Below are 26,808 nucleotides of genomic sequence, written 5' to 3'. Positions count from 1 at the left end.
CACCTTCCGCTACTCGGGTAATTCCGCCGATGCACGTGGCCTGTGCTGTATTGACGGTAAAACCTCGAGCGCGCTTGAGATCAAGGTGATGTGACGGGGTTCACCGTCCTAGCTTGGTGGCCAATCTCTTGATGTATTCCACAACGTCGGTGGGAGCGGCGTCCGGCGTGCCGAACATTGCCTCGGTAACTCCGATGCTCTCCCAGTGAGCGAGCTTGTCCGCCTCGGGCTTTCCGGCGAGGACGGTGATTTCAGGTTCGCCGACTCGACCGGCTTCGGACCAGATCTTGCGAAACAGCTCTACGTTTTCCTCGATCTCTTGCTGGATCGGCGTCGTGATCCAGCCGTCGGCGGACTGTGCGATCCACTTGAAGGTCTTTTCGCTCGCACCGGCGCCGAGGAGGATGGGTGGACGCGGTTTCTGTACGGGCTTGGGCCATGCCCAACTGGCCCCGTACTTCACGAACTGGCCCTCGTAGGATGCCTCGTCCTTCGACCAGAGTTCACCCATTGCTTCGAGGTATTCACGAAGAGCCGTACGACGTTTGTTCGGGGGTACTCCGTGATCGGCGAGTTCCTCTGCATTCCAGCCGAATCCGACACCGAAGACAACACGTCCATCGGACAGGTGATCCAGTGAGGCGATGGTTTTTGCCAGAGTAATCGGATCATGTTCGAGGGGGAGTGCCACCGACGTGCCCAGGCGAATGGTGCTGGTGACCGATGCTGCAGTGCCGAGCGCAACCCAGGGGTCGAGGGTGCGCATGTAGCGGTCGTCCGGAAGTTCCGCGGATTTGGTGCCCGGATGATCCGACGCCCGTGATGCCGGGATGTGAGTGTGCTCGGGAACGTAGAAGGCGTCGAACCCGGCAGCTTCGGCGGCAACGGCCGCATCAGCAGGGCGAATGCCGCGGTCGCTGGTGAACAAGCTGACTCCGTAGCGCACAGGCTTCTCCTTCGATGGTCCGTCGAAAAACTGTAACTTGTTGCAGGTTCGTTCGGGGTGGTTTTGGGCCTTCGGCCCTGTGCGCCTTTCTGGCAGTCGGCGCTACCGAAAAGGCGCACGGGGCGAAGCCCTACCCTGCGCGTCTGCCGCTACATGGTCACGTCGATAATGTGAAGGAGAACGTGCAGGACACGAGGAACTAAGGAGTGGTCATGGCAACTGAGGTGGAGTCCGGTGACCTCGTACAGGCGGCCGACCATGCGGGTCCGTGGACGGTAGTCGAAGTCCGGCAGGGTATGGCGTTGCTCGAACACGGTGACGGGCACAGGCTGTCGCTACGGACGACCAGTCTGACTGTCGTGCGTAAGGGTGGCGGCAAGAAGATCGCCCCCGCCGAAGGTGCTTCCGACGAGGGCGTGTCACCGACACTGTTCGACTGACGGTCAGGGCATATCGAACGGTGCCGCGTATTTGAACGTGCCCACCTGATCTGAGGTGTGCGCAGACAGGGTGCGAATCTGGAAATGGGCACCCCATTCGGCTTCCGGTGATTCGACGCCCACCTTCGTGCTGGTCACAAACCCGAACCGTGGGTAGTACTCAGTGCTGCCCAGTAGTGCGAGCAACGGCACGTCCAGAGCGTCCGCTGCGCCGATGACCGCGTGCATCAACGCAGAGCCGACGCCGGACCGTTGGTTTTCGGGTGTCACTGCCAGCGGGCCTAGGCCCACAGCCTCCACCTCGCCGACCCATCCCCGGGTTCCGATGACGAAGCCGAGAATCTCGCCGTCTGCCTCGGCCACCAGGGACAACTTCGGCAGGTACTCGTCGGACGCAAAGAGTTGGCGCGTCAGTTCCATTTCGTACGGCGTTTCGCCCGGCGGTGCCTGATCCGCAAATGCAGCGTCGAGAAGTGAGTAGACGGCGTCACGGTCGGACGGGCATTCGCGGCGGATGTACATGGAGTACGAAGCTACCCGAGGTAGCTGCCGTCGTGCGACTCTATATTCCGCGTTCACCAACTCTTTGGCTCGAAATACTCAGTGATGCAATGGCTTTCTCAATGGCATCATCGCGACAGCAGTTCGGTGATCGATGTGGGTATCTGGCGGTATCCGCCGAATCTGATGCGTTGGCAACCGTCGAGTTCGGCAAGAACTTGGGTTCCCCCGGAGCCGTCAGCTCGACGGAGATCGATCGACGCCACCTGTTGCGCGATCAGATCGCACGGTGGGGCGATGGGTGCTGCGGCCGCGGCATGCATCAGCTCGGCACTGTCTGTCAAGGTCAGGCGGATATGCGGGGATTCCCGGCCCAGGTTGTAGCGGCATACCTGCAGTCGGCCGACGTCGTCGACGGGTGTGGCCAACGGACTGTCGAGAGGTGAGTATCCGGTGTTCTCGGAACGCACTGATCGCTCGACGTCGTCGGGGGTGGTGAGATCGAACAACGATCCGATCGACGTTGTGCAGATTCCCGGTTCGTCCGCCGATATGGCGTCGATCGGGTGCTGCTGACGGCTGACCTCATGCAAGGTGTCCAGCGTTTCGAGAGGTGCGTCCTGGAATCCGCACGGCGCTGACGGCCAAGCTGGACGAAATGCGTTACCCGACGCGTCGACGAACCACAGGCCGACGGGGACGATTTCCCGTATCGCGCAGTCAGCAGAGATGTTGTCGCGGAACCGGTGCGAGTCGGTTCGGAATGCTTCGACTACTGCAGATACGTCGCCTTCAAGGTGAACCGCGTCGATAGTCAACCCGCCGGCGGCGTTTTCCCCGCGTTCGCACCGGATGAGCGCTACCGGTTCGAAATCCGATGGCGGATAGTCGGGTTCGGTTGTTGGCGGGAATTGTGAATCCATCTGAGCGAGCCCGCTGAGTGGTCCGGAGATATCGGGCGTAGTGCATTCCGCATGGTCGACTACGGACGCCACCGCAGGAGTGAACGAGACGCTATCGCCGCGCACGGAAAGGTACATCGCTGCCACTGCGAACACGCTCAGCGCGATGATGAACGTGACAGCCAGGAATTTGCGCATTCTCAGACCAGGCCGGCGCGTTCGAGGAATGCCTTGGCGGTTACGGCATTCGGAAAAACGGCGCTCGAGGTGATGTGGAGCCCGCTGTCGGAGTTGGCGTACTCCGTGGTGCTGACGGCGTCTCGATACTCGATGCGGGCGGCTGCGGTACGCGAGCGGTTCTCAGTGATGAGTTCGGGCCGCTCGTTCTCGCGCCAGTCGATGAGTGTTTTACCAGCTTCGGTCTGGTTCACCCAGGTGATGAAGACGATGTTGTAGTCGGTTGAGACGCTCTGGGCGAGAGCTGACCCGGAGTCGACCGTGCAGAGTAGGTACAAGTCGCCGGTCGAGTTGAGCGAGCCCGGCGAGCAGATGCTCGCCTCGGCAAGGGCCGGCGGGAACGTCCCGACGATGGCTTCGGCGCTGTTGTGGGTTCCACCATTCGTAGCGGTGAGTGATCCTGATGCGGTGCCGGCTTCACGGTTGTCACCGCCGAGTGAGAGGACCGCGGAGATGACTACGCCGACGGTGGCGACTCCCATGAGTGCGGACCGGACCAACAACCCGCTTCGCGTTTTCGCCGACAGGGTAGTTGCTACTCGCGTTCCGAGTGGTGCCATCGCTGCATTATTCATCACGAAATTCTGGATGCGGGCACACGCAACATATTTGCCGCACGGTGCAAAGACGATCGGGCATACTCGAGTGACTTGGAGCGAGTCGATCGTGGAGAGGGTGACCGACCATGAAGAAGGACGCAGCAGGGGGTACCCCCTCTGAATTGATCGACGCGAGGATCGAGGAACTCGGTGACTGGCGAGGGGAGATGCTCGCTCGGATCCGGACTTTGGTCAAGGAAGCCGACCCCGATGTGGTCGAGGAGTGGAAATGGCGTGGAGTTCCGGTGTGGGAACACGACGGCATTCTCTGCACCGGTGAGACGTACAAGAAGGCTGTGAAGGTGACGTTCTTCAAGGGGGCCGCATTGGATGACCCGACGGGAATGTTCAACTCCAGCCTCGAAGGCAACACCAGGCGCGCTATCGACTTCAACGAAGGCGACACCATCGACGAGAAAGCCTTCACGGCCCTCATTCACGCCGCGATTGCGCTCAATACGGCATAGGTGCTCTAGCTCAACAGTGCTCGGAGCATTCCGCCTATTTCGACAACCGCCGCACGCGATCGGGCACTGGGGCCGAGAACATTCACGAACCCGTGGATGAATCCGGGATAGCGCCGCGCGACAACGCGAACTCCGTTGTCGCGCAGCAGCTGTGCGTATGCTTCACCTTCGTCGCGCAGTGGATCGAATCCAGCTGTCACCACAATTGCCGGTGGAAGATCGTTGTGGCTTTGGGCACGCAATGGAGACACCCACGGGTCCAGCCGATCCGAGTTCTCGCCGAGGAAACTGCGCTCGTAGAAGTTCATATTTGCCTCGGTCAGAAAGAATCCTTCGCCGAACGTCGTTCGGGACGGCCTTCTCTCGTGAAAGTCGGTGGCCGGATAGATCAGCAACTGGGCTGCCGGTGACGGATATCCGTCATCGCGGGCGCGGAGTGAAACAACAGCCGACAGGTGCCCACCCGCGCTGTCGCCACCCACCGCAATGCGAGCAGGGTCGACGGCGAACTCGGTTGCCCGAGAAACAATGTCGAGGTACGACGCATAGGCATCGTGTACCGGTGTGGGGAAAGGGAATTCGGGTGCAAGTCGATATTCGACAGCGACGATTCTGGCCCCTGAGGTTTCAGCCAACAGTCGGCACGGTGCGTCATGTGATTCGAGATCACCCTGAACCCAGCCGCCGCCGTGGAAGAACACCAGCAGTGCCCCGGACTCGTGGGTGGGCACGTAGAGGCGAGCGCGAAGTGGGCCGTCGGCGCCTTGTACGGAGATGTCTTCCGTGTGCGCCGACGCCGGTCGGCCGGCCATCAACATCGCCGTTCGCGTCAATTCGGCGCGCGCGGCGGAAAGTACATGTGGCTCCGACGACAGTGCGGGCCGCGGGCGTGCTTTGGCGAGAGTCAACAACATGTGCGCGTCGGGGTCGAGAATGTGTCCGTCCCGGTGTACCGGCGGGCCGGTGATACGGCGTTTGACCGCTGCAGGCAGCGCGAATGCTGCTGCAACCAGGCCTGCCTCGGCGAGGCCCCGAACTGTGAGATCACTGGCGCTGTTCCACGATTCCGGCACGTGGCGCACACTACCAACCAATTTTTAAGAATAGCGTTCTTCTTAATTGATATTAGATTTACGAATTCAAGAATTGAGATACCGTCACTGATGTCCGTGCAATGACGATGCTCGAAGGGAAACTTTGATGACAGGCTTGTCAGTAAGCACCACAGTTCGCAAAAATCGTTTGGCAGTCACGCTCGCAGTTGCTGGAGCCCTGGTTTTTGCGGGATCAACTGTCGCTGTTGCTGATCCGACGGGGGCGCTGGGATTCGGGTCGTCCGCTCTGGGGTCGAGTCAGGAGCTTGTGGCGCCGACACCCCGATTGGCGTCCGTCGACAATTTTCGGGATGTCGCGGGGGACGGTGCCGGATATCGGGGCGTCGGTGGAGTCCAGATGAATCGCGGCGTGTTCTACCGTTCGAATGCCTTGCTGCCAAACGATGCCGACCTCGCTGCTCTCGACGGGCTCGGAATCACGGCGGTGTACGACCTTCGGACCGAACCGGAGATTGTTGGCAAGGAAGATCGTCTGCCCGCCAAGGCGACTTACACCTGGTTGCCCACGTTGTCCGGCAATTTGGGCGGTATATCGGGCAAACTGAAGAGCCCAGCGGACGCGGTGGCCTTCATGCAAGATCTCAACCGATCTTTTGTAACGGACGCGGCGGTGCGAGCGAGTTTCGCGACGCTATTCAATTCTCTCGCAGATACGTCCGGTGCCCAGATCGTTCATTGCACCTCCGGAAAGGACCGCACCGGATGGACTTCGGCACTTTTGCAGTCCATGGTAGGAGTGCCGTGGGACACGATCATGGCGGACTACCTACTGACCAACGAGTACTCGCGCCTATCGATTGATCGTCAACTTGCGGGTGCTGCGGCGGCGAGTGGGCCGGAAATGGCAGCGATCTACTCTCCGATTCTGCACGTCGATGCGAGCTATCTCGAGGCTGGATTTGCGCAACTCGAAGCTGATTACGGCACTGTGTACAACTATCTGCTCACGGGCCTGAACCTGTCTCCGCAGACAATCGCTGTACTGGTGAACAAGCTCGTCGGCTGAGTTTCCGGGGCTCAATGCCGCAGACTGTCAATCATGAGTACCAAGGCATTGTCGATCACGCGGGTCGACAACACACACCTCGTTCAATGTGGGCACGCAAATTGGGTTCTCGTCGAGGAAGGCTCCGATCTCACTCTGATCGACGGTGGGTATCCCGCCAACGGCGGTGACGTTGAACGGTCGATCGAGCAGATCGGTCACAGCATCGGCGATGTGCGCGCCGTGCTTGTCACTCACGCCCATATCGATCACATCGGCGGGATCGCGGACATACTGACCCGCCACGACCTACCGGTATTGATGGACCCGTTGGAAGTACCGCATGCGCGACGCGAATACCTGCAGCAACTCGGGCCGGTCAAAGTTCCGTTACTGCTGTGGCGCCGGGGCGCGCCGAAGTGGCTGTTCGACGTGATCGGCGCCGGCGCGCTGAAGGGAGCGAAACTGCCTCAGGCGCAGGCTTTTGCGGAGGGTGGTGCTTTGGATGTTCCCGGCCGTATCGTGCCGATTCCCACGCATGGGCATACCGATGGACACAGTGCGTACCTGATTCCCGGTGCCGGCGTCGTTGCTTCGGGTGACGCTCTGGTGACTGGCCATGCCACGTCCCGGCAGACGGGGCCGCAGTTCCTGGTGTGCCCGTTCAATCACCACCGGGAAGCAACGGACGAGGCGTTGGACGCCATTGCGGAAACCCCGGCCGGTGTCATTTTCCCGGGGCACGGGCCCGCGTACGAGGGGACGATGACGGAGGCAGTCGAGCAGGCCCGCGCGGGCCGGACAAGGATGCGACCATGACCACCTTCGAGACCGTCGACCGCGGTGAGCTGCAAGGATTCCTGCATCGGCCGGATACGGACCCGATCGCGACCGTGGCTCTGACACACGGTGCCGGAAGCAACTGCGACACCGTGCTGCTTCGCGCTGTTGCCGAGGGTTTTGCCGAAGCCGGAGTACAGGTTCTACGATTTGATCTTGCCTACCGTGTTCGTCGGCCGAAGGGGCCACCGCACCCGTCCCGTGCCGCCGAAGACCGATCGGGAATCGCTGATGTTGTTGCGACACTGCGTAAGGACTACCCGAGCGATGGACCTCTACTTCTCGGTGGACATTCGTACGGTGGACGCCAGTCCTCGATGGCGGCGGCCGAGAACCCTGGTTTGGTGGATGGGCTGATCTTGCTGTCCTACCCATTGCATCCGCCGAAGAAGCCGGAGAAACTGCGCACCGAGCACCTTCCGGCACTGACCACCCCCACGGTGGTGGTCCACGGTTCGAAGGACGAATTCGCGACGACGGACGAGATGCAGTCGGCACTTGACTTGATCCCCGCAGCAACGACGTTGGTGGAGTTCGACGGCGCCAAACACGACCTCGGGGTAACCAAGTTTCCCGTGGTCGAACAGACTGTCGCGGCGGCATTCGGGCTCTTCGGAATCAGGCCACGCTGACGCCGGTTGCTCCTGTCGGTGGCACCTGGTGAGATCGAACTATGAGTGCCCAGCAATATCAACCCAGTGCCCTGTCCGACGTGACGGTCACCGTCGACGGCGACGACACGGTTGTCACCTTCCCGAGAACGTTGCCTTATCCCGTGGATCAGGTGTGGGCGGCGGTGACCGATCCGGAAATGTTGGCCCAGTGGACTCCGTACACGGCTGATCGCAACTTGGGCAGCGTCGGCGAAGTGGTCATCGCCATGCTGTCGGAGGAAGGCGATCCGGAGATGTCGTTTCCGGCGTCCGTCCGCGTGGTCGACGAAGCTCGTCGACTCGAACACGAATGGGGCCCGGACGAATTGATCTGGGAGCTCACTCCGGTCGAGGGCGGAACCAGGGTGGTTCTGACGCAGCGTTCGCGCGCCGAAGGAATGGCGTCCGCGTTGGCGGCGGGGTGGCACCTGTGTTTCGACGTTCTCGACGGGCTGCTTGCTGGTTCGCCGTTCGGTCCGATCGTGGGAGCGAAGGCACGCGAGTACGGCTGGGACGATCTCAACTCGCGCTACGCCCGTCAGTTGGGGATCGAGGAATCCGAAGTCTGGTAACGCGTCGGCACGATCAGCTCGACCGGTAGTCGCCGATTCGATGTATTTGTAGTTCCAGGTGTGCCCTGACAGCACGGCAATGTGGGCGCGCCTGGCACTGCGGATGGCCTAGACATCGGGTTGTATGTGTCTGAGGCTGTTCATCGTAGGTTCGCGTCCGTGCTCGATGTGTGCAAAAGCCGTTGCCTCAGCCAGTCTTCCGTTTCCGCTACGGATAGCTTCACACAGCTCGCGGTGCGCAGTACATGATGCGACCGGGTTGTGGTGCCACGTCAGCCGGAACAGCCAGTGAACTCTACCCATCAGTGAAGTCATGACCGATTCGAGAAGTCTGTTTTGCGACAGCTTCACAATATCCATGTGAAACTGTGCGTTGATGGCCGGAATGAGCAATGGTTCGTCCGTACCCATCAATTCCTCTGTCCGGCGCATCGTGGCATCCAGCGCCGCTGTTGACGCACCAGCTGCAACATTTTCTGCCGCGCACCGCGATGCATACGGTTCGAGTGCAAGCCTCAGATCGAACAACTCGTTGATATCGACCAGCGACAGCTGAGTGACGACGGCACCGCGCCGAGGCAGAATTTGGATGAATCCGTCCGATTCGAGCTGTGGCAGTGCTTCGCGCAATGGAACGCGGGAAACTCTGAATTCCTCGGCCAGTTCGCGCTCACGCAGCCGACTGCCCGGCGGGTAGGTTCCGGCGATTATGCGTTCCCTGATTATCGAATAGATCTGCTTCGGTAGCGGAGTATCGAGGAGACCGCCAGGGGCGCCTGTCAGCAGGTTGGTGTCGCTGAGCGGTACTGCGTTGGTACCTGATGTCATGTGGATATTTTGGCATACCAAATTGAAATAGTCCAAGAGTGCCGTTCTGTAAATGTGCAGGTAAGGCGGGTTAACAGGAATGTAACGCTTTTCGGCTTGGTGGTCGGTCACTCTACTTGGTAGACCATATACATCCGAACGTTCAGCCCAATGTCGTGCAAATGTTCGTCGATCCAGAACATGTGAAGCCACGCTCCCGATAGGCATCCGGAAGGAACGGTCGTGTTATTCAGATCGAAATGCAGTGCACAGCAGCGATTTAGAGCTGTAATTGTGGGTCTTGCGGTTGTTTCTACATTGACGGCGTGTACGAGTGCGGCCAGGAGCGACTCCGGACCGGCGAACTCGGACCGCCCGGTAGTTCTGGCCTACCAAAATCAGATCGCAACCCTAGATCCCGTTCGTGCGGACTACGCACAGACGAACTTCGTGGCTCAGGCACTCTACGACACCTTGGTCACGTACGACGCAGACAATAATGTGGTGCCGCAGCTGGCACAGGAGTTCGCTTTGTCTCCGGATGCGTCCTCTGTGAGCATCACATTGCGGGATGCCACTTTTCATGACGGCACGGCGCTGACCGCTGCGGACGTGAAGTACACGTTGGACAGAACCGTGGCACTGGGTCAGGGCATCGCAGGCCAGATCGTCGGTTATTCCGGAACAACGATAGTTGACGACAAGAATCTGAGAATTGATCTGTCGGAGCCGAATTCACTGTTTCTCGGTGCACTGTCGAAGATCTACATCCTGAATTCGACCGTCATGGCCCGCAATGAGGGTACAGACAACGGACAGGCATATCTGGCCGGTCACGACGCAGGTTCGGGACCGTACGTCCTCGGCAATGGAGGTATCGCCGATACCTTCGCACTTACTCGATTCGATGATTACTGGGGCATGGACGACTCGCGTCCGAGTTCGTTGGTTTATCGAAGAATCGACGAAAGCGCCACACAGAGTGCCGAACTGAGGGCGGGGAACATCGATGTTTCGTTCGGGTTGAGCAGCATCGACGCCAAGGCGGTGGCGGGTGCCGACGGCATAACGGTGGAGAACAGGCCAGTGAATCTACAGGCGAACATCTTCTTCAACGTTGTGAACGGTCCCACTGCGAACAAGGCGGTTCGGCAGGCGGTTCAGCTTGCCTATGACTATTCCGGCGGACTCGAGACGATTCGAGGCGGTGACGGGACCATCGCCAATGGGCCGCTACCGAGTGAATTCAGTTGTCGTCCTGACGCTCCCGCTTTTTCGCAGAATCTCGAGGCGGCACGGTCGATGCTTGATGAGGCCGGAATGTCAAACCTGACGTTGACGATGAAGTTCCAGCCGGTATTCAAGGAGCAGGAACGTGAGGCAACGCTGCTGCAATCAAACCTCGCGCAAATCGGTGTGACGCTCAACCTGGAACCGATTGCGTACCCGGACTATCTGGCCTCATTGAAGTCCGCTGACACGATTCCGCAGATGATGCTGGCGACCGATTTTGCACAGTATCCGGATCCTGGAGTGATGCTGGTCAAGACTTACCAGTCGGATCAGGTCGGTACCAACAAGTCAGGATATTCGAACCCCGAGGTTGACCGAATACTGAAGTCGGCCAGTGCAACGTCCGATCCGGGCGCCCGCTGTGATCTCTATATCCAAGCGCAACAAGATATTCGCGCTGACGCTGTAGCAGTCAACATGTACACGCTGTCGCAGACCACTGCTCACACCGATCGGGTCCGAGGTGTTGAACCGGCGATCGTGGGTAGCGGCATCTGGGTTCCCGCGATCCGCATGGCGTGAGGCGAGGGCTCATGAGTACCTTGACGATCCGCAGTACCGTGAACAGCGCTGCCGGTTCGGCGTCGTTCCTGGGACGAAAACTGGCGGCTGCCCTCCTCACCTTGATCGGGCTTGCCACGGTCGTCTTTCTGATGACAAAGATAATCCCGGGTGACGAAGCGCAAGTAGTGGCGGGTGAGAGCGCTACGCCAGAGCAAGTGGAGGAAGTCCGCCGTCAACTCGGACTCGATCGGTCGGCGCCGGCGCAGTACATCGATTACCTTTCCAAACTGCTGCATGGCGATCTCGGGACTTCGTCCTCGACTATGCAACCGGTGCTGAGCGACGTGATGAGCAGGCTGCCAGGGACGCTGGAGCTTGTTGTTCTGGCCATGGTGATCGCCCTGTCAGTTGCCGTTCCGCTCGCTACGTTTGCCGCTGCACGAGCGGGTGGCGGCTTCGACAAGGTCAGTAGGGTCGGTGCGATCGTCGCCTTCGGTCTGCCCGGGTTTTGGCTGGCGCTGATACTGCAGTGGATTCTCGGCGCGAAATTGCAGCTGCTTCCCATCTCGGGACGAATTTCGGTGGGTATCGAGGTTCCGCGAAGAACCGGAATGACGTTAGTGGACAGCGTGCTCGCGGGAAACTTTGCTGCATTCAGCAATGCTTTCCAGCACTTGATACTGCCCGCCACCGTGTTGGCGGTATCCGTGCTTGCACAAATTTTCAGAGTGCTCAGGGCTGACCTACTCAGGGTAAGGAACCGTGACCACATGACCGTTGCGAAGGCGAAAGGTGTTCCGCCGTTCCGGTTGTGGACGCGACACGCCCTGCCCAACGCGACGGGGCCGTTGCTGAACATCGTCGGCATCGAGATCGGAATGTTGGTGGGTGCGGCGGTGCTCGTGGAATCAGTGTTCGGCTTGTCGGGGGTCGGTGACTACTTGTCCAATGCGGTGAGCCGCAAGGACATCACCGCCGTGATCGGAAGTGTGACGGTCATCGGAGTGATCGTCGTAGCGACGAACTTCGTCGTAGATCTGTTGCAGTTGGCTCACGATCCACGGCTCCGTACTAACAGAAAGGCTCAGTGAATCAACATGGCCATCGCAGTGGATATGACCGGGGCGATGGGATTCTTCAATCGTTTACGGGCTTCGAGGCGTGAGAAGCAAGCAACGGCGAGTTTCGAACTGCTGGACAAGGTGGTGCTCGGCCTCATTGCATTGATCGCATTGTCGGCGCTGTTCGGTCCACTGATCGTGCCTGATTCGGTCTATCGATCCGATATCTCGAATGCACTGGCCGCACCCGACGCGATGCATTGGCTCGGCACTGACGATCAGGGGCGGGATGTGTTGTGGCGCACGCTGGCCGGGGCTCGATCATCAGTACTTTCCGCTGTCTTGGTTGTTGCCTGCTACTCGTTGATCGGCACGATTGTGGCTACCGTCGCGACTGTCGGAGGCCGATGGGTGGACGAGGTGCTGATGCGCATCACGGATATCGGATTCGCGTTGCCGGGGCTGGTGGTTGCGCTGGGAATCGCTGCGGCACTGGGTCCTAGCCTGGAAAGTGCTTTGGTGGCAATGATCGCGACGGGTTGGCCGTACACCGCAAGATTGCTTCGCGGAATCATGAAGGAGACGATGGCGTCTCCATTCGTCGACGGCGCGATTGTTCTGGGTGTAAGTCGTTGGCGATTGATGACCAGACACGTCCTACCCAACTCGCTTGACGTGATGACGGTGAAGTGGGCCGGCGACATCGGCAATACCGTCCTGGTTCTAGCGGGCTTGTCCTTCATCGGCGTCGGTGCCCAACCTCCGAGCGCCGAATGGGGCGCCTCGGTCGCGGGTGCTCGTGACTACCTGACCACTGCCTGGTGGGCGGCGCTTGTGCCCGGCATAGCAATTGCACTGACAGCGGCGGCATTCGGACTGCTCGGCGACACTCTTGCTGCGCGTCGTGATCCGGCATCGAGAGGGATGTGATTCGGATGAACACTACAGATCGAGAACGTCCGATCGAGTCGGACGCACCGCTGTTGGAAGTTCGTGGCCTCACCATCGACGCGCCGTCAGCGGGTGGGACGACGAGACTCGTCGACGGGGTGGATCTGGCCGTCTCGGCGGGAGAACGAGTTGCACTGGTCGGCGAATCAGGCTCCGGCAAGTCAGTGACTGCCAGAGCGTTGATGCGCCTCGATCCCAATTTGACGATTTCGGGTTCGGTTCGCCTCGGCGGGACCGAGATTCTGGACAGAACCGAGAAAGAACTGAACGAAATACGTGGTAGCCGAATCGGAATGGTCTTTCAGGACCCGATGAGTGCGCTCGACCCGTTGCAGACAATCGGAGCTCAGGTCAGCGAACCGCTTCGGTTACGAGGTGTCCGTAAGAAGGACGCACTGCGCAGAGCGGCGGCAGTGCTCGACGAACTCGGAGTTGCCCAGGCAACGACGCGACTGCGGGCGTACCCACACGAATTCTCCGGTGGAATGCGCCAACGGGTAGTGCTTGCGATGGCACTCGTGGGTGAGCCGAATCTGCTGATCGCGGATGAACCGACAACCGCACTTGACGTGCGTGTTCAGCAACAAGTCCTTCGGTTGCTCGATCGCGTCACGACTGAACGAGGACTCGGCCTGCTACTGATTACCCACGATCTGGGCGTCGTCGCGGGAATCGCCGACCGTGTTGCTGTCATGTACTCCGGGCGAGTCGTAGAAGTGCGCGACGTGACGCCGATGTTCGCCAGTCCCGAACATCCTTATAGTCGAGGCCTGCTGGCGGCAGTTCCCAGACTCGACGTTCGTCGTCGTGTGATGACAACGATCGCGGGCACACCCCCCTCGCTTTCCGCACGGCCCGCAGGTTGCACGTTTCACCCTCGCTGTCCCGTTGCGTTGCCACAATGTGCCGACGATGCGCCGGAAACAACGGCGATACCCGGCGGCACGGTCGATTGTCATCTGTCCGCACAGAGAGTGAGTGTTCGATGAGAACCGGACCTTTGCTTGAAGTATCGGCTTTGACCAAGACTTTCGGTTCTATCCGCGGACCGCGAGCATTGGACGATGTGTACTTGTCAGTACCGGAAGGAAGCGCATTCGGTCTTGTCGGTGAATCAGGATCTGGCAAGTCGACGCTTATCCGATGCCTCGTTCGATTGGAGAAACCGGACAGCGGAAGTGTGCTGTTCGACGGCGTCGACGTACATGCGTTGCGCGGGCAGCGTCTTCGACAGTTCCGCCGAGAAGTCCAGCTTGTCGCGCAGGATCCCTACGCCAGTCTCAATCCTCGAATGACCGTGGAGCAGATCGTGTCCGAGGGATTGCTCGTACACGGCCTCGCGGGCAACCGCGCGGACCGACGCGAGAAAGTCTCGCAGATCCTCACGGACGTCGGACTGGATCCGGAGACCATGACACGCCTGCCCGCATCGTTCTCCGGAGGGCAGCGCCAGCGCATTGCCATTGCACGGGCACTCGTAGTCGGTCCGAGACTGCTGATCTGCGACGAACCGGTATCGGCGCTCGATGTCTCGGTGCAGGCGCAGGTCATCAACCTCCTTGCCGCGATGCATGCAGACACGGGCCTGACCATATTTTTTGTCGCGCACGATCTTGCGATCGTGCAGCAGTTGTGCGAGACCGTTGCCGTACTCAGATCCGGCGTAGTCGTCGAAGACGGTCCGACTCGCCAGGTCTTTGGCAATCCGCGACACGAGTACACCCGTGAACTGCTCGACGCCGTGCCGATTCCAGATCCTGTGCTTGCTCGCCAGTCGCGTTCATTACCAAGCGGTTTGCTCACCTTGCCTTGATAGATCACTTAACCCGCCACTGTATTTTTTCGATTACGAGAGTAGGAACAGCTATGCGCATAGGCGTAGACGGACGCAAGATCCCGGAGAGTCGTACGCGCGGCCCGGTGGGAAGTGTCGAACATGCCCACCAACTCGGAATGTCCGGTGTGTTTTTCCGGACTGTTCTCGACATGAGTCCGACACTGGATGCAGCTGTACTTCAGGATATTCGAAGTAGGGCGGACGATCTGGGAATGTACTTGCAGACCGGTTTGGGCAAGGTCAATCCTTACGCCAATCCGGAAGCACCTGAACTTCGAGCCATCGGAAATGGTGACATCGTCTTGGGATTTCGGCGGATGATGGAGGCCTGTGCAGCAATCGGATGCGTCGAGTTGTGGGTGGCAACTGCAAACTACAAGCCTGCATTCACCGGGCGATGGGCATACGATCGCTTCCGAACCGACGTGACATGGCCGGAACAGTTGGCCGCAACCTCGCGACTTCTGACAATTCTTGCACCGATAGCCCGCGACCTCGGAATTCATCTCAATCTCGAGACACACGAGGAGATTACGTCGTTCGAATTGGTGCGCATCGTGGAGACAGTCGGGGCCGACACCACTGGCATCGTCTTCGACACAGCCAATGTTCTTCAGAGACTGGAGCATCCGGTGTGGTCAGCCAAACGGCTCGCCCCCTATGTGCGTCAGACTCACATCAAAGACGCGGCAATCACCTACACATCAGGTGGTCTCGGCTATCAAATGCGGCCGTGTGGGACGGGCGTCGTCGACTTCGAGAGCATTCTCCCGATCCTGGCTGCGGCCAACCCCGATCTCACGCTGACCATCGAGAACGACGAATCGCTCGCGGATGTTCCTCGAGAACGTCGGACGATGCTCATCGAGGCTTACGACCCGGAATTCCTGAGGGCTCACCCGGACCTCACCGTCGAGGAGTTGGCTGCTTACCTCGAGATGGTCAAGACGTACGACGACGCCATTCGTTCAGGCGATCGGCCGAACGCAACGGAATATGCCTCGCGGCCTTACGGTTACGCAGAGACGGTGGCCTACATTCAGGACAGTGCACAGCACCTGCGCGAAATCTGTCATCGTCACAACCTGCCGTTGGACTCCGCTACCGTCCTGGCATCGACGTCGTGAGGTCACGTCCGGTGGGGGCGCATGCACGAATCCTCGGGGGTTCACCCGTCGAGGCTATTTCGCGGGCACAGAGTTTCGGCTTGGCTGTGGTGGAATTTGCGTCGCCGTTTGCTCTGTCGCCGACGCTCGCGTACGAGGAACTCGATGAACTGACAGCTTTCGCGGGAAGCAGGGGAGTCGAGATCACCTGCGCGCTCGGCATCTTGTCGCCCTGGAATCCGGAGCGGATGGCGCCGTTCGAACACTTCGGCTCCGGCGATGCTGTCGCCGGCATCGGAGTCGCCTTGAGTGCACTGGCACGCATCGGCGTACGGGTGAGTCAGGTGGTGGTCGGAACTCTCGAGGACCGTGACGAAAACTGGTCACCCAAACTCGATTCTGCCGCAGCATTATTCACGGATTTGAGGCCATCGTTGGAGGAGTGCGGGATAAAACTGGCGGTCAAAACCCATGAGGAGATCACCTCGACTGAGCTCCTGGACCTCGTGAATTCCGTTGGTGCCGACGTAGTGGGTATCGCATTGGACCCGGTAAATTTTCCTGTGCGACTCGAAGATCCGGTTCTCGCAACGCGTCGACTCGCACACCATGTTCTGCAGATTCACTACGATGATGCCTGGGTAACGCGCACTGATGTCGGTCTGGCTCGCAGGCTTTGCCCGGCAGGGTTCGGTGACATCGATTGGCCGGCGATCTGGGATGTTCTTGCAGACAACTCTGATCCGGTGGCGCCAGTACTGATCGATATACACCGTGGTGAATTCGACATGCCGATTCACGACGGTGGGTGGCTACGAGACCTGGGCGACGTCTCCCAGAACGAACTCGCATCGCTCGCAGCGCTCGCCCGACCTGATCTTCCTGCCCAAATGGACGACGGAATCAGGCTCGCCGCAGCACTGGCCGAACTCTCACCACTGATCGTCGGGCAGAACGCGACTGGGCTACGCGTATGACCGGCCTCGTACTCCACGGAGGGGTTGTGGTGACTGTCGATGCTGATCGGCGGATCATCGAGGATGGCGCAGTCGCAGTATTCGACAGCAAAATCGTTGCGGTCGGCACAAGCGAGGACGTACTTCGCGACGCGGATGCGAGTTGGGAACGAATCGATTGCCGCGGGAAGATGATCATTCCGGGGCTTGTCGATGCGCATGGTCATGCGGGGCATTCACTGGTCAAGACACTCGGTTGCGACAGTCCGACGTTCTGGATGAACACGATTACCCCGGCATATTTCCACTTCACCACGCTCGACTACTGGTATCACGACGGCTTGGTCTCGGCCCTCGAACGTGTACGGGCGGGTGTCACGACTGGTGTGAGTGTGATGGGCTCGCGTCCACGCAGCGACGACCCCGAGATCGCGCTCGCCCATGCACGGGCGTACCGAGAGGTGGGTATTCGCGACATAGTCTGTGTCGGACCGGCGGGTTTGCCTTACCCGCACCCCACGAGCGTGTGGGTCGACGGTGTTCGTCACCGTCGGGCCGTGAGATTCGAGGAAATGCTGGCAGGCGCTGAAGCCGTCGCTGAAACTGTCGAAGGCTGGGCGGACGATCGGATTCGAGTGCTTCTGACTCCCTTCACCATCGTCGGTTCTGTTGATCCGTCCAATCCTTCGCGCCCTGATGTCGCTACCCACCTGACGGCCGACGACCGATATCAAGCACGCTGCATTCGAGAGGCTGCAGCGCGGTGGAAGGTGCGGATCCACTCTGACGCGTTCGGCGGGATGGTGCGCCTGGCAAGCAAAGATAGGGAACACGCCCTGCTCGGCCCCGACGTGCATCTGCAGCACTGCACCGGATTGTCGGCCGAGGAAGTGGAGATATTGGCGGCAACCGGGACACACGTAACGCATGCCCCTGGGGGTCGTGCTCCGATTCCGCACATGATGGCGGCCGGCGTGACAGTTGCGATCACCACCGACGGATCGTCCCCTCGACGTCCCTTCGACTTACTTCAGGCCGCGCGATCAGCTCAGTCGGCCTTGCATATTCGGTTCGACGACAACTATCTGCTTCCGCCGGGAAAGCTCCTCGAGATGATCACGATCGATGCCGCCACGGCGATGGGGATGGACGACGTCATCGGATCGCTGGAGGTGGGAAAAAGTGCCGATATCGCCATTCTCGACATGCGCAAACCGCACCTGGTCCCCAATTGGATGCCCGTGCACCGGTTGATGTTCGAAGCAACCGGCTCGGATATCGAGACGGTGATCGTCGGCGGAAGCATTGTCATGCGAGATCGTGTGGTCCTCGGGGTCGACGAGGAAGCGGCACTGGATGCGGGAGACGAACAAGCACGACTTCTGGTCGCTCGAGCCGGACTGGAGAATCATCTGACCGATCCTGGATGGTCCAGCAACAGAAGAGATTTCGACTCTCCGATCGAAGTGTCTGCGCTGTGAACGCGCCGGTGATCAGAACGACGGCGGACTACGTCCTCGGCTACACCAATGGCGATCATGTGTTGATCCCCGGCGGGGAAGTGATCTATCAGGGCGGTCGTATCCTGTTTGTCGGCCGAGGATGGCGCGGCCATGTCGACGAAACGATCGAGTGCGGCAACGCACTCGTCATGCCGGGCTTCGTCGACCTCGATGCGCTTTCCGACATCGACCACGCAATTCTCGATTCGTGGTCGACCCCGGAATTGGGATTAGGGCATCAGTGGTCAGCTGAGTATTTCGATTCCACGCGGCGCGACGTATTCGATGCTGATGAGCGCGCTTCGATTCGTGAGTACGCACTGGCGCAGTTGATCCGGCACGGTGTCACGACCTTCATGCCGATCGCGGCCGAGACGCACAGTAGCTGGGCAGAGTCGTACGAGGATATGGTCGAGATGGCGGAGATCGCTGCCAGGCTTGGCATTCGAGGATATCTTGGGCCGGCGTACCGGTCGGGGGTGAACGTCGTTGCCGACGGTAAGCGGGCAGTGCGGTTCGAGGAGAGTTGCGGACTTCGAGGATTCGAGGATGCAACACGATTCCTCGCCTACGCGCGGGAACTCGGGAATGATCTTGTTCACGGGGCGCTGCTGCCGTGCCGGATCGAGACGCTGTCGATCGAATTGATGAAATTGACCGCGGAAGTTGCTGTGCAAGAATCTGTTCCGGTACGGCTACACTGTCTACAGTCCGAGACGGAAGTGCAGTTTCTCTCCGATCGATACGGCAAGCGGCCAGTCGAACTGCTCGCGGAGTCCGGGCTGCTCCAAACGAAGTTGCTCATCCCTCACGGCATCCATCTCGGTTCCTACTCGCGGGGCGTTGCCGGTGACGTGGAAGATATCGGGCTGCTCGCCCGCAGCGGAGTCACCGTCGTCCACTGCCCGATGACGTCGATTCGATACGGTGCTATGTTGGAATCCTTCGATTCGTATCGAGCGCAGGGCATTTCGATTGCACTGGGCACTGATTCGTTCCCGCCGGACCTGATTCGTGGAATCGACTACGGGACAAACCTTGCCAAATGGGCCGATGGGAAGTTGTCGGCCGGTTCGACCGCGGACTATGTGCGTGCCGCAACCATAGCCGGTGCCGACGCGCTGGGACGCCGCGACCTGGGCCGTCTGGAGGCCGGTGCCAGTGCGGATTTCATTGTCGCGGATCTGGGCGAGTTTGCGATGGGCGTCCGTGACGATCCACTCCGGACTCTGACGATGAACGGAAGCGGACGTGACATTCTCCGCAGCGTCATCGCAGGTAGAACCGTGATGAGTGAAGGTGTTGTGCTCGGCGTCGACGAGACGGCCTTGGCGCGGCGAGCACAACAACTTTTCGAGAAGATGCGAGAGGGATACAGCGAGAGAGATTTTCAAGGTCGCAGCGCGGACGAACTGTTCCCGCCTACTTTTCCCGAAGTTACACCTGCATGAGCATTGAAAGGCTTACGATGATCAATCCACAACGAGAGCACCGTGTAGAAGGCAGTCACTGGGTGAGTCCGGTGAACTTCGACGATCGATTGCATTCCACCTACGACTGGCCGACGCCATTCTCTCTGATAGACAGCACTTTACGAAAGACGCTGTTTACTGCGGGCGCGACCACGACCATGGATGGCTTCGTGCGGATCGCGGCTGCACTCGGAGCTGCCGGTGTTCGAGAAGAGAGCATCAACATCAACTGGGGTGGAGGAGTGTCTCCGATCCCGAATGAAGCGGCGCTCGTGCAGGCGTTGGCGTCAACCGAGTTCGGCTTCCGTCTCAATGTCTATGCAGATACGTTGCTTTCCGACGGGGAGAACTATCAGCAGGTCGGAATGCAACAGACTGTAGATCTGCTGCATGGGTGGGGCGTTCGAACATTTGCTCCCGGGATCGTGCCACCTCCGAATGCCGCCGCAAAGGCGCGGCAGTACCAGGACCTGGAAGAATTCTTCGCATACATCCAGGCATTGGAGTCCGACGCCACGATAACTCTGGCCAATGTCGGTCGTCGGGATTTCGACGAACTGGTGGAGGCGTGCAACATTGCCGTCGAATTGGGCGCCAGGCGCCTCGATCTGATGGATTCCACCAGCAGTTTGGGGCCGGAGGCGATGAAGCTCTTCGTTCGGACATTCCGCGAACGCCTCGTTCGCGACGTTCCGATTACAATGCACGTCCACGATGACTTCGGACTCGGAACCGCGACAGCGATTGCCGCGGCAACAGCGGGTGCCAGCCCGGATGTGTCGGTATCGGGGATGTCGTACCGTGCCGGATTCGCGGCGCTCGAAGAAGTGGTGCTCAGTCTCGAGGTTCTCTACGGGGTCGACACCGGGATCGAGTTGAGTAGCCTTACAGAACTTGCGCACCTGGTGGCACGCGAGAGTTCGATCGCCATCCCACCGATGAAGCCAGTCGTCGGCGAATATGCGCATCTCAAGCACATGCCGGGCGACGTTCTGGGAGTAATCACGGGAGGACCGGACGTGTTTCCGCCGGTGTCGTCCTGCGTCAGTCCTTCGGTCGTCGGTGGGACGGCCGAGTGGGTGTGGGACAGTCTGAGTACTGAGCGGGTTGCGGGCGCGCTGCTCGAATCACTCGATATCGACGCGACCGCCGCTGAGGTATCGGACATTCGCAATACTCTGGACTGTGCCGTCGCACAGATCGACACCTACCCGCGTTGGATAGTCGCCGAGGACGCAATTGCACTGACTCGCAACCGTATCGAAGAGCTGAGAATGGTTGCCGGCCATGGATAGTGGTTCGATTGGTGTGAAGGATCATCGGTCATTGCGCCGAGGACTCTACGCTTGTACACCTTCGCACGTATGGGTTGAGCGTGTTGTTGCAGCAGGCTCGTTTGCTGACAGCTCGGCCCTTCTCGACGTAGCCGAGCGAGAATGGTCAGCTCTCTCGGCTCTGGAGATCGAGGAGATCCTGCCGCTGTATCTCCCACTCTCGGCTACGCCCGACTCTGAATCCACAGCAGCTGAGCATGCCGCGATGATCGGTTCTGCAGCAACAGGAATGGAACGCCTGCGGTTGCTGGAAGCGGCGTACCGGGAACGCTTCGGATTCGGTGTTGTCATCGCCGCCGAAGGGTTGACTTTGGACACAATCGAGTCGCTGGTCGCAGATCGGCTACTCAACGAACGGGCCCACGAGATCGAGGTGGCCAAAGAGAACATCATCAATGTCGGGCGACGCAGGCTGGTCAAACTGTTTGGTGAGGGGTACTTGTGCGAATTGTAGTGATGAACTGCAACACCTCGTCGTCGATGACTGCGACGATTGCTGCCGGCGCACGGAAGGCAGCGCGAATCGGAACCGAAATTATTGCAGAACAGCCTGATTGGGGCCCGGTGTCCGCTGAAGGCTGGTACGACAGCTTCATCACCGCCGCTGCGGTCCTGGACCGCTTCGGATCGTTGGCGACGCCGTTCGATGCTGCAGTGATGGCGGGGTTCGGCGAGCATGGACGCGAAGGTGTTCGGGAGTTGCTCGACGTGCCGGTAGTCGACATAACGGAAGCAGCCGCCCATCTGGCAATGCTGTTGGGGCATCGCTACGCCGTGGTGACGACCCTGCCGCGGTCAGTTGGGCAGATCGAGGACAGTCTGCGATCTGCCGGCCTGCTCGGGCGGTGCGCGGCCGTTGTGGCTACCAATCTTGGTGTTCTGGAGTTGGAAGGTGACCCAGGGGCGACCGCCGATGCGTTCATCAGCGCTGCGAGACAAGCAATTTCAGTAGGGGCCGAAGCTATTGTGCTGGGTTGCGCGGGTATGAGTGGAATTGAGGAAAGTATCACTCGAACATTGCATGTCCCGGTCGTTGACGGAGTAGGGGCTGCCGTTGCAATGGCTGAGGATCTTGTGAATCTGGGCCTAGCTACCAGCAAGGTCAATTCTTATGCGGCGCCGTTGCTGAAGGATCGTCCGGGATGGCCTCCGCGGGCTGTGGCCACGAGGTAGTTCTCGTAGATGCCCGCACGATCAGTTCGACCGGCAGCTTTACAGATTCGACGCTCCGTCCTGCCATGAGGGCGAGTAGATTCTGCACCCCGGTTGCGCCGATCTTGCGGGCGGGTGAGCGAACCGTAGTCAGTGGAACCGGTAGTTGCGAGACCACGGGAATGTCGTTGTAGCCCACCAGCGCAAGGTCGTCCGGAATACTCAGGCCCAGATCGCGGGCAACGCCGAGAACGCCGATGGCAATGGTGTCGCTGACGGTGAAGATGGCGTCGGGGCGCGTCGGGGTGCTCAGCAGTTGTGTTGCTGCTCGAACGCCGCCCTCCACTTCGAAATCGGAGGCAACGATCCGGTGCGGCGGTAATTCCAGGCCTGCTTCGGCGAGTGCGTCGCGGAATCCGGCGACGCGTTCGCGCGAGGTGCTGGCGTGATCCGGCCCCGCGATCACGCCGAGGTCGCGATAGCCGCAGTCCAGCAGGTGTCTGCCCGCGAGGTACCCACCGCGGCGGTCGTCGCCGCTGACATAAGGGAGCCCGACGTCGATGTGACGGTTGAGGAGCAGAACGGGGAGCGAACGGATGGGGAGCGAACTGACAAAATCGGTGCCGGGCAGGTGGATGCTGCTGAGCATGAGGCCGTCGACCTGACGGCTGATCAGGAATTCGACGGCTTTGCGCTGGGCATCGAGATCGTCGGGCGGGCTGGACAGCAGAACCGAATAACCGGCTGCCGTCGCGGCTTCCTCGATGCCCCCGAACATGGTGGCGACGACGCCATCGGTGAGTCTCGGCATGACCACACCGATCGTTGTGGTCTTGCGCGTTCGTAGACTTGCTGCCCACAGATTTGGCTGGTAGCCGAGTTCTTCGGCGACCTGGCGCACACGCTGAGCCGAGTCCGACCAGCCGTCGACGGGTTCGGGTTGGCGCAGGACGCGCGATGCCGTCGAGATGTGGACGCCCGCCTTGTCTGCGATCTCACGCAGCGTCGGTGGGCGTCCGCTGCTGCGGGTCGACGGGTCCGGCGACATCAACTCGGGGGCTCCTGAGACTCATTTCGGGGATTGACGTGATGCTAGGTCGGTCCCTACTCTAGGTGATGCAAACGATTGCACAATCGTTCTCGCATACCTGATGAATCCCGTACGTACATCCTTGGAGGCAACGTGAACACGCCGCAGTCCCTGTCCGAACTGTTTTCCATCGACACGCTGCTCGACGCCGAGGAAATCGCGATCCGCGACACGGTGCGCGCGATGGTCGACAGCCGTATCCGCCCGAACATCGGTCAGTGGTTCGAGGACGCGGCACTGCCGGTGCGCGAGTTGGCTCAGGAACTCGGATCGTTGGGTGTGCTGGGAATGCACCTCGAGGGATATGGCTGCGCCGGAACGAGTGCAACCGCCTACGGTCTGGCGTGCCAAGAACTCGAAGCCGTCGATTCAGGTATCCGCAGTCTGGTTTCCGTTCAGGGTTCGCTGGCGATGTTCGCGATTCACCACAATGGTAGCGAAGAGCAAAAGGAAGAGTGGCTTCCGCGGATGGCGGCGGGCACGGCCCTCGGCTGCTTCGGTCTCACGGAACCCGACTTCGGTTCCAATCCCGGCGGTATGCGCACCAACGCCAAGCGCGACGGTGACGACTGGATTCTGAACGGCACCAAGATGTGGATTACCAACGGATCCGTCGCTGACGTAGCCGTGGTCTGGGCGCGAACCGAGGACGGTGTGCGCGGATTTGTAGTTCCGACAAACACTCCCGGGTTCTCGGCCCCCGAAATCAAGAACAAGATGTCGCTGCGTGCGTCCGTTACCTCCGAACTCGTGCTCGAGGATGTACGACTGCCCGCGTCTGCGATGCTACCCAAGGCCCGCGGACTGTCCGGGCCGCTCGGTTGCCTCAACGAGGCCAGGTTCGGCATCATCTTCGGCTCGATGGGCGCTGCCCGCGACTGCCTCGAAACTGCCATTGCCTACGCCCGTGATCGACAGGTTTTCGACAAGTCACTGGCGGCTTACCAGCTCACGCAGGCCAAGATCGCCGACATGGCAGTCGAATTGGGTAAGGGGCAGTTGCTCGCGATTCATCTCGGACGCCTCAAGGATGCCGGCACAGTACGTCCCGAGCAGGTCAGTACCGGCAAACTGAACAACGTGCGTGAAGCCATCAAGATTGCCCGACAGTGCCGAACGATCCTGGGCGCCAACGGCATCACCTTGGAGTATCCGGTCATCCGTCACGCCAACAATCTCGAATCCGTGCTCACGTACGAAGGCACCTCCGAGGTTCACCAGTTGGTGATCGGCCGGGCACTGACGGGTGAGGAAGCGTTCCGGTGACAACGCCTGGCGCACTGGACGGACTGGTGATCGCCGACTTCGGCCGGGTACTCGCCGGACCGTACGCCACGATGATCCTGGCGGATCTCGGCGCCGAGGTGATCAAGATCGAGCGTCCGGGTGTTGGTGACGACACCCGCAGTTGGGGTCCACCGTGGGTGGGTGAGGAGTCGAGTTACTTTCTCTCCGTAAACCGCAACAAGAAGTCGGTAACGTTGGACTTGCGCGACGCTCAAGACCTGGAAGTTGCACAGGACCTGGTGCGCACGGCGGATGTTGTGGTGCAGAACTTCCTTCCCGGGACCATGGACCGGCTCGGATTGGGTTACGACGCTGCGCGAGAGATGAATCCGTCGATCGTGTACTGCTCGATCAGCGGATTCGGTGGAAACAACTCACTACCGGGATACGATTTGTTGATTCAGGCGGTCGGTGGGCTGATGAGCATCACCGGGCCGGACCCGCGCTCGCCTACCAAGGTCGGTGTTGCGGTGGTGGACGTCATCACCGGACTGCATGCGAGTGTCGGAATCCTTGCCGCGCTGCGTCATCGGGATCGAACCGGCGAAGGTCAACACGTCGAGGTGAATCTGTTGTCCTCCTTGCTGTCGGCACTGGTCAATCAGTCGTCCGGCTACGTCGCTGCCGGGGTGGTTCCGCAGGCGATGGGTAACCGACACCCCAGTATCGCGCCCTACGAACTGTTCGACACGGCTGATCGGCAGCTCGTCTTGGCGGTGGGAAACGATCGTCAATTCGCTTCTCTGGTAGACGTTCTGGGAATGCCTTCACTGGCGACCGACGCACGTTTTATGACCAACCGTGAGCGGGTTGCGCATCGCGAGGAACTGTTCGACGCGTTGACACTCACGTTGGCGTCTCACACCGCCGACTACTGGTTCGAGAAATTGACGGCGCGCGGTGTTCCGTGCGGTCCGCTCAACAACATCGCCGACGCGATGGCGCTGGCCGAACGCCTGAACCTCGATCCGGTTGCCACTATCGATGATCCGCGCCGTGCGGCACCGATCCGGCAGGTGGCCAATCCGATTCGGCTCAGCGCCACTCCGGCCACCTACCGCACCGCGCCGCCGCGCCTGGGGGAGGATTCGGCTACACCCGCAGAACCAGCTTTCCCGTGTTAGCCCCTGCGAAGAGGAGGTTGAGGCTGTCACCAAACGCATCGATGCCGCCGTCGACGATGTGTTCGCGAGCCGTCAACTGACCGCTCTTGATCCACTTCCCGATCTGTTCCTGCGCTTCGGAGTACCGATCGAGATAATCGAAAACCACGAATCCGGCCATGGTTGCCCGGTTTACGAGAAGCGACAGATAGTGCGACGGGCCCGGCTGCGGCTCGGTGGCGTTGTAGCCGGCAATAGCGCCGCAGATGACAACGCGAGCGCCCAGACGCAAGCGGGAGAGTGCGGCGTCGAGGATTTCACCGCCGACGTTGTCGAAGTACACGTCGATTCCGTCGGGCGCCGCAGCGCGTAGGGCCTTGTAGACGGATTCGTTCTTGTAGTCGATCGAGACGTCGAATCCGAGTTCGTCGGTGAGCCAGGCGCACTTCTCGGGGCCACCGGCGATGCCGATCACCTTGCAGCCGTGGATCTTTGCTATCTGGCCGACGAGACTGCCAACGGCACCAGCGGCGCCGGAAACGACCACGGTGTCGCCGTCTTTCAGCTTTCCGACCTCGAGGAGGCCGAAATAGGCTGTCACACCGGGGAATCCGAGTGCGCCGAGCCAAGTGGGCATGGGTGCGATCGATTCGTCGACCCGCGTGACGTCGGTACCGTCGGAGAGCCCGTACTCGGCTGCGCCGAAAGCTCCGGCGACAACATCTCCGACCTTGAACTCGGGATGCTGAGTTTGCGTGACGTGGCCGACGCCGTGAGCGCGCATGACGGAACCGAGTTTCACCGGCGGAACATACGACTTGACGTCGTTGAGCCAACCACGCATAGCGGGGTCGAGCGAGAGGTATTCGACCTTGACGACAAACTCGCCCGGCCCGGCAACGGGGATGTCGGAATCGACGTATTCCCAGGTGGAAGCGTCGGGGAGTCCCGTCGGTCGGGCGGCGAGGCGTACTTGGCGGTTCGGCATGTGTCCCTCTCGGTTGAACAATTGAACTTGAGACCGGATTCAATATAGGCGATGTTGTGGTTACAGGGGAAGGGCTCCGAAGGGATCGAGACGGGTGGGTTATGTTCA

28 protein-coding genes are annotated in these 26,808 nt (G+C 60.2%); 20 read left to right on the top strand and 8 right to left on the bottom strand.

Annotated features, from left to right (window positions below):
• Positions 1-100 precede the first annotated feature (100 nt).
• A complete protein-coding gene (locus KYT97_RS13790) occupies positions 101-946 on the bottom strand; it encodes an LLM class F420-dependent oxidoreductase (RefSeq protein WP_219112605.1) in 846 nt (281 codons plus the stop codon).
• A gap of 212 nt (positions 947-1,158) precedes the next feature.
• On the opposite strand from KYT97_RS13790, the gene KYT97_RS13785 reads away from it, so the two are divergent.
• On the top strand, positions 1,159-1,386 hold the full coding sequence (locus tag KYT97_RS13785) for a hypothetical protein (RefSeq protein ID WP_033231855.1): 228 nt from the start codon (positions 1,159-1,161) through the stop codon (positions 1,384-1,386).
• 3 nt (positions 1,387-1,389) lie between these two features.
• Here the strand turns inward: KYT97_RS13785 and KYT97_RS13780 are convergent, their stop codons facing one another.
• The 3 genes from KYT97_RS13780 to KYT97_RS13770 form a co-directional block, all read right to left on the bottom strand.
• Positions 1,390-1,908, bottom strand: a complete 519-nt coding sequence (locus KYT97_RS13780; protein ID WP_219112603.1) for a GNAT family N-acetyltransferase — start codon at positions 1,906-1,908, stop codon at positions 1,390-1,392.
• 107 nt (positions 1,909-2,015) lie between these two features.
• Complete coding sequence (locus tag KYT97_RS13775; protein ID WP_219112601.1) at positions 2,016-2,987, bottom strand: hypothetical protein; 972 nt, start codon at positions 2,985-2,987, stop codon at positions 2,016-2,018.
• 2 nt (positions 2,988-2,989) lie between these two features.
• Positions 2,990-3,601, bottom strand: a complete 612-nt coding sequence (locus tag KYT97_RS13770) for a hypothetical protein (RefSeq protein ID WP_143547521.1) — start codon at positions 3,599-3,601, stop codon at positions 2,990-2,992.
• A 110-nt stretch (positions 3,602-3,711) separates the two neighbouring features.
• Here KYT97_RS13770 and KYT97_RS13765 point away from each other — a divergent pair, with 110 nt between their 5' ends.
• Positions 3,712-4,092, top strand: coding sequence for a DUF1801 domain-containing protein (locus KYT97_RS13765; protein ID WP_033231749.1), 381 nt, complete (start codon positions 3,712-3,714; stop codon positions 4,090-4,092).
• Between the two features lie 5 nt (positions 4,093-4,097).
• Here KYT97_RS13765 and KYT97_RS13760 read toward each other — a convergent pair whose 3' ends face one another.
• Positions 4,098-5,165, bottom strand: a complete 1,068-nt coding sequence (locus KYT97_RS13760; protein ID WP_245006120.1) for an alpha/beta hydrolase — start codon at positions 5,163-5,165, stop codon at positions 4,098-4,100.
• Positions 5,166-5,292: 127 nt separating this feature from the next.
• Here KYT97_RS13760 and KYT97_RS13755 point away from each other — a divergent pair, with 127 nt between their 5' ends.
• Genes KYT97_RS13755 through KYT97_RS13740 form a run of 4 tightly spaced genes read left to right on the top strand, consistent with a single transcriptional unit; the run spans position 5,293 to position 8,257 of the window.
• Complete coding sequence (locus tag KYT97_RS13755) at positions 5,293-6,213, top strand: tyrosine-protein phosphatase (RefSeq protein ID WP_051730286.1); 921 nt, start codon at positions 5,293-5,295, stop codon at positions 6,211-6,213.
• A gap of 33 nt (positions 6,214-6,246) precedes the next feature.
• Positions 6,247-7,011 (top strand): MBL fold metallo-hydrolase, encoded by a 765-nt coding sequence (locus KYT97_RS13750; RefSeq protein ID WP_219112597.1) that lies wholly within the window; start codon positions 6,247-6,249, stop codon positions 7,009-7,011.
• Positions 7,008-7,664, top strand: coding sequence for an alpha/beta hydrolase family protein (locus KYT97_RS13745; protein WP_172936598.1), 657 nt, complete (start codon positions 7,008-7,010; stop codon positions 7,662-7,664). Before KYT97_RS13750 ends, KYT97_RS13745 begins: the two co-directional genes overlap by 4 nt.
• Before the next feature lie 41 nt (positions 7,665-7,705).
• The gene (locus tag KYT97_RS13740; protein ID WP_033231745.1) at positions 7,706-8,257 is read left to right on the top strand and encodes an SRPBCC family protein; all 552 of its coding nucleotides are present in this window, start codon (positions 7,706-7,708) and stop codon (positions 8,255-8,257) included.
• Between the two features lie 108 nt (positions 8,258-8,365).
• On the opposite strand, the gene KYT97_RS13735 is transcribed toward KYT97_RS13740, so the two are convergent.
• Positions 8,366-9,085 carry a GntR family transcriptional regulator gene (locus tag KYT97_RS13735; protein ID WP_219112595.1) on the bottom strand — a complete coding sequence of 240 codons (720 nt, stop codon included), beginning with the start codon at positions 9,083-9,085 and terminating at the stop codon, positions 8,366-8,368.
• 429 nt (positions 9,086-9,514) lie between these two features.
• Between KYT97_RS13735 and KYT97_RS13730 the strand changes: the two genes are divergently transcribed.
• The 12 genes from KYT97_RS13730 (at position 9,515) to KYT97_RS13675 (ending at position 22,253) form a co-directional block, all read left to right on the top strand.
• Positions 9,515-10,879, top strand: coding sequence for an ABC transporter substrate-binding protein (locus tag KYT97_RS13730; protein WP_245006119.1), 1,365 nt, complete (start codon positions 9,515-9,517; stop codon positions 10,877-10,879).
• Between the two features lie 11 nt (positions 10,880-10,890).
• A complete protein-coding gene (locus KYT97_RS13725) occupies positions 10,891-11,952 on the top strand; it encodes an ABC transporter permease (protein ID WP_219112591.1) in 1,062 nt (353 codons plus the stop codon).
• Positions 11,953-11,958: 6 nt separating this feature from the next.
• A complete protein-coding gene (locus KYT97_RS13720; RefSeq protein WP_219112590.1) occupies positions 11,959-12,852 on the top strand; it encodes an ABC transporter permease in 894 nt (297 codons plus the stop codon).
• 5 nt (positions 12,853-12,857) lie between these two features.
• Complete coding sequence (locus tag KYT97_RS13715) at positions 12,858-13,862, top strand: ABC transporter ATP-binding protein (RefSeq protein ID WP_219112588.1); 1,005 nt, start codon at positions 12,858-12,860, stop codon at positions 13,860-13,862.
• Positions 13,859-14,686 carry an ATP-binding cassette domain-containing protein gene (locus tag KYT97_RS13710; RefSeq protein ID WP_219112586.1) on the top strand — a complete coding sequence of 276 codons (828 nt, stop codon included), beginning with the start codon at positions 13,859-13,861 and terminating at the stop codon, positions 14,684-14,686. The genes KYT97_RS13715 and KYT97_RS13710 overlap by 4 nt, the downstream gene beginning before the upstream one ends.
• A gap of 53 nt (positions 14,687-14,739) precedes the next feature.
• Positions 14,740-15,837 carry a sugar phosphate isomerase/epimerase family protein gene (locus KYT97_RS13705; protein ID WP_219112584.1) on the top strand — a complete coding sequence of 366 codons (1,098 nt, stop codon included), beginning with the start codon at positions 14,740-14,742 and terminating at the stop codon, positions 15,835-15,837.
• A gap of 11 nt (positions 15,838-15,848) precedes the next feature.
• Entirely contained in the window at positions 15,849-16,793 is a 945-nt protein-coding gene (locus KYT97_RS13700; RefSeq protein WP_219112582.1) for a sugar phosphate isomerase/epimerase family protein, read from the top strand.
• Positions 16,794-16,822: 29 nt separating this feature from the next.
• Positions 16,823-18,253: an amidohydrolase family protein gene (locus KYT97_RS13695; RefSeq protein WP_245006118.1), complete on the top strand. Its 1,431-nt coding sequence runs from the start codon at positions 16,823-16,825 to the stop codon at positions 18,251-18,253.
• Positions 18,250-19,725, top strand: coding sequence for a chlorohydrolase family protein (locus KYT97_RS13690; protein WP_245006117.1), 1,476 nt, complete (start codon positions 18,250-18,252; stop codon positions 19,723-19,725). Before KYT97_RS13695 ends, KYT97_RS13690 begins: the two co-directional genes overlap by 4 nt.
• A 71-nt stretch (positions 19,726-19,796) precedes the next feature.
• Positions 19,797-21,041, top strand: coding sequence for a 2-isopropylmalate synthase (locus tag KYT97_RS13685; protein WP_245006116.1), 1,245 nt, complete (start codon positions 19,797-19,799; stop codon positions 21,039-21,041).
• A gap of 31 nt (positions 21,042-21,072) precedes the next feature.
• The gene (locus tag KYT97_RS13680) at positions 21,073-21,534 is read left to right on the top strand and encodes a 2-oxo-4-hydroxy-4-carboxy-5-ureidoimidazoline decarboxylase (RefSeq protein ID WP_219112576.1); all 462 of its coding nucleotides are present in this window, start codon (positions 21,073-21,075) and stop codon (positions 21,532-21,534) included.
• Complete coding sequence (locus tag KYT97_RS13675) at positions 21,522-22,253, top strand: aspartate/glutamate racemase family protein (protein ID WP_219112574.1); 732 nt, start codon at positions 21,522-21,524, stop codon at positions 22,251-22,253. Before KYT97_RS13680 ends, KYT97_RS13675 begins: the two co-directional genes overlap by 13 nt.
• Here the strand turns inward: KYT97_RS13675 and KYT97_RS13670 are convergent.
• Positions 22,183-23,280 carry a LacI family DNA-binding transcriptional regulator gene (locus KYT97_RS13670; protein ID WP_219112572.1) on the bottom strand — a complete coding sequence of 366 codons (1,098 nt, stop codon included), beginning with the start codon at positions 23,278-23,280 and terminating at the stop codon, positions 22,183-22,185. The genes KYT97_RS13675 and KYT97_RS13670 overlap by 71 nt on opposite strands.
• Before the next feature lie 135 nt (positions 23,281-23,415).
• Between KYT97_RS13670 and KYT97_RS13665 the strand changes: the two genes are divergently transcribed.
• Positions 23,416-24,588, top strand: coding sequence for an acyl-CoA dehydrogenase family protein (locus tag KYT97_RS13665; protein ID WP_219112570.1), 1,173 nt, complete (start codon positions 23,416-23,418; stop codon positions 24,586-24,588).
• Positions 24,585-25,733, top strand: a complete 1,149-nt coding sequence (locus tag KYT97_RS13660) for a CaiB/BaiF CoA transferase family protein (protein ID WP_219112568.1) — start codon at positions 24,585-24,587, stop codon at positions 25,731-25,733. The genes KYT97_RS13665 and KYT97_RS13660 overlap by 4 nt, the downstream gene beginning before the upstream one ends.
• Here the strand turns inward: KYT97_RS13660 and KYT97_RS13655 are convergent.
• The gene (locus tag KYT97_RS13655) at positions 25,702-26,700 is read right to left on the bottom strand and encodes an NADP-dependent oxidoreductase (RefSeq protein WP_095887028.1); all 999 of its coding nucleotides are present in this window, start codon (positions 26,698-26,700) and stop codon (positions 25,702-25,704) included. The two genes, KYT97_RS13660 and KYT97_RS13655, sit on opposite strands and share 32 nt — an antisense overlap.
• Between the last annotated feature and the right edge of the window lie 108 nt (positions 26,701-26,808).

The sequence above is a fragment of the Rhodococcus globerulus genome (genome assembly GCF_019334125.1).
Taxonomy (GTDB): Bacteria; Actinomycetota; Actinomycetes; order Mycobacteriales; family Mycobacteriaceae; genus Rhodococcus_F; species Rhodococcus_F globerula.
This window is presented reverse-complemented; position numbering and strand designations above follow the sequence as displayed.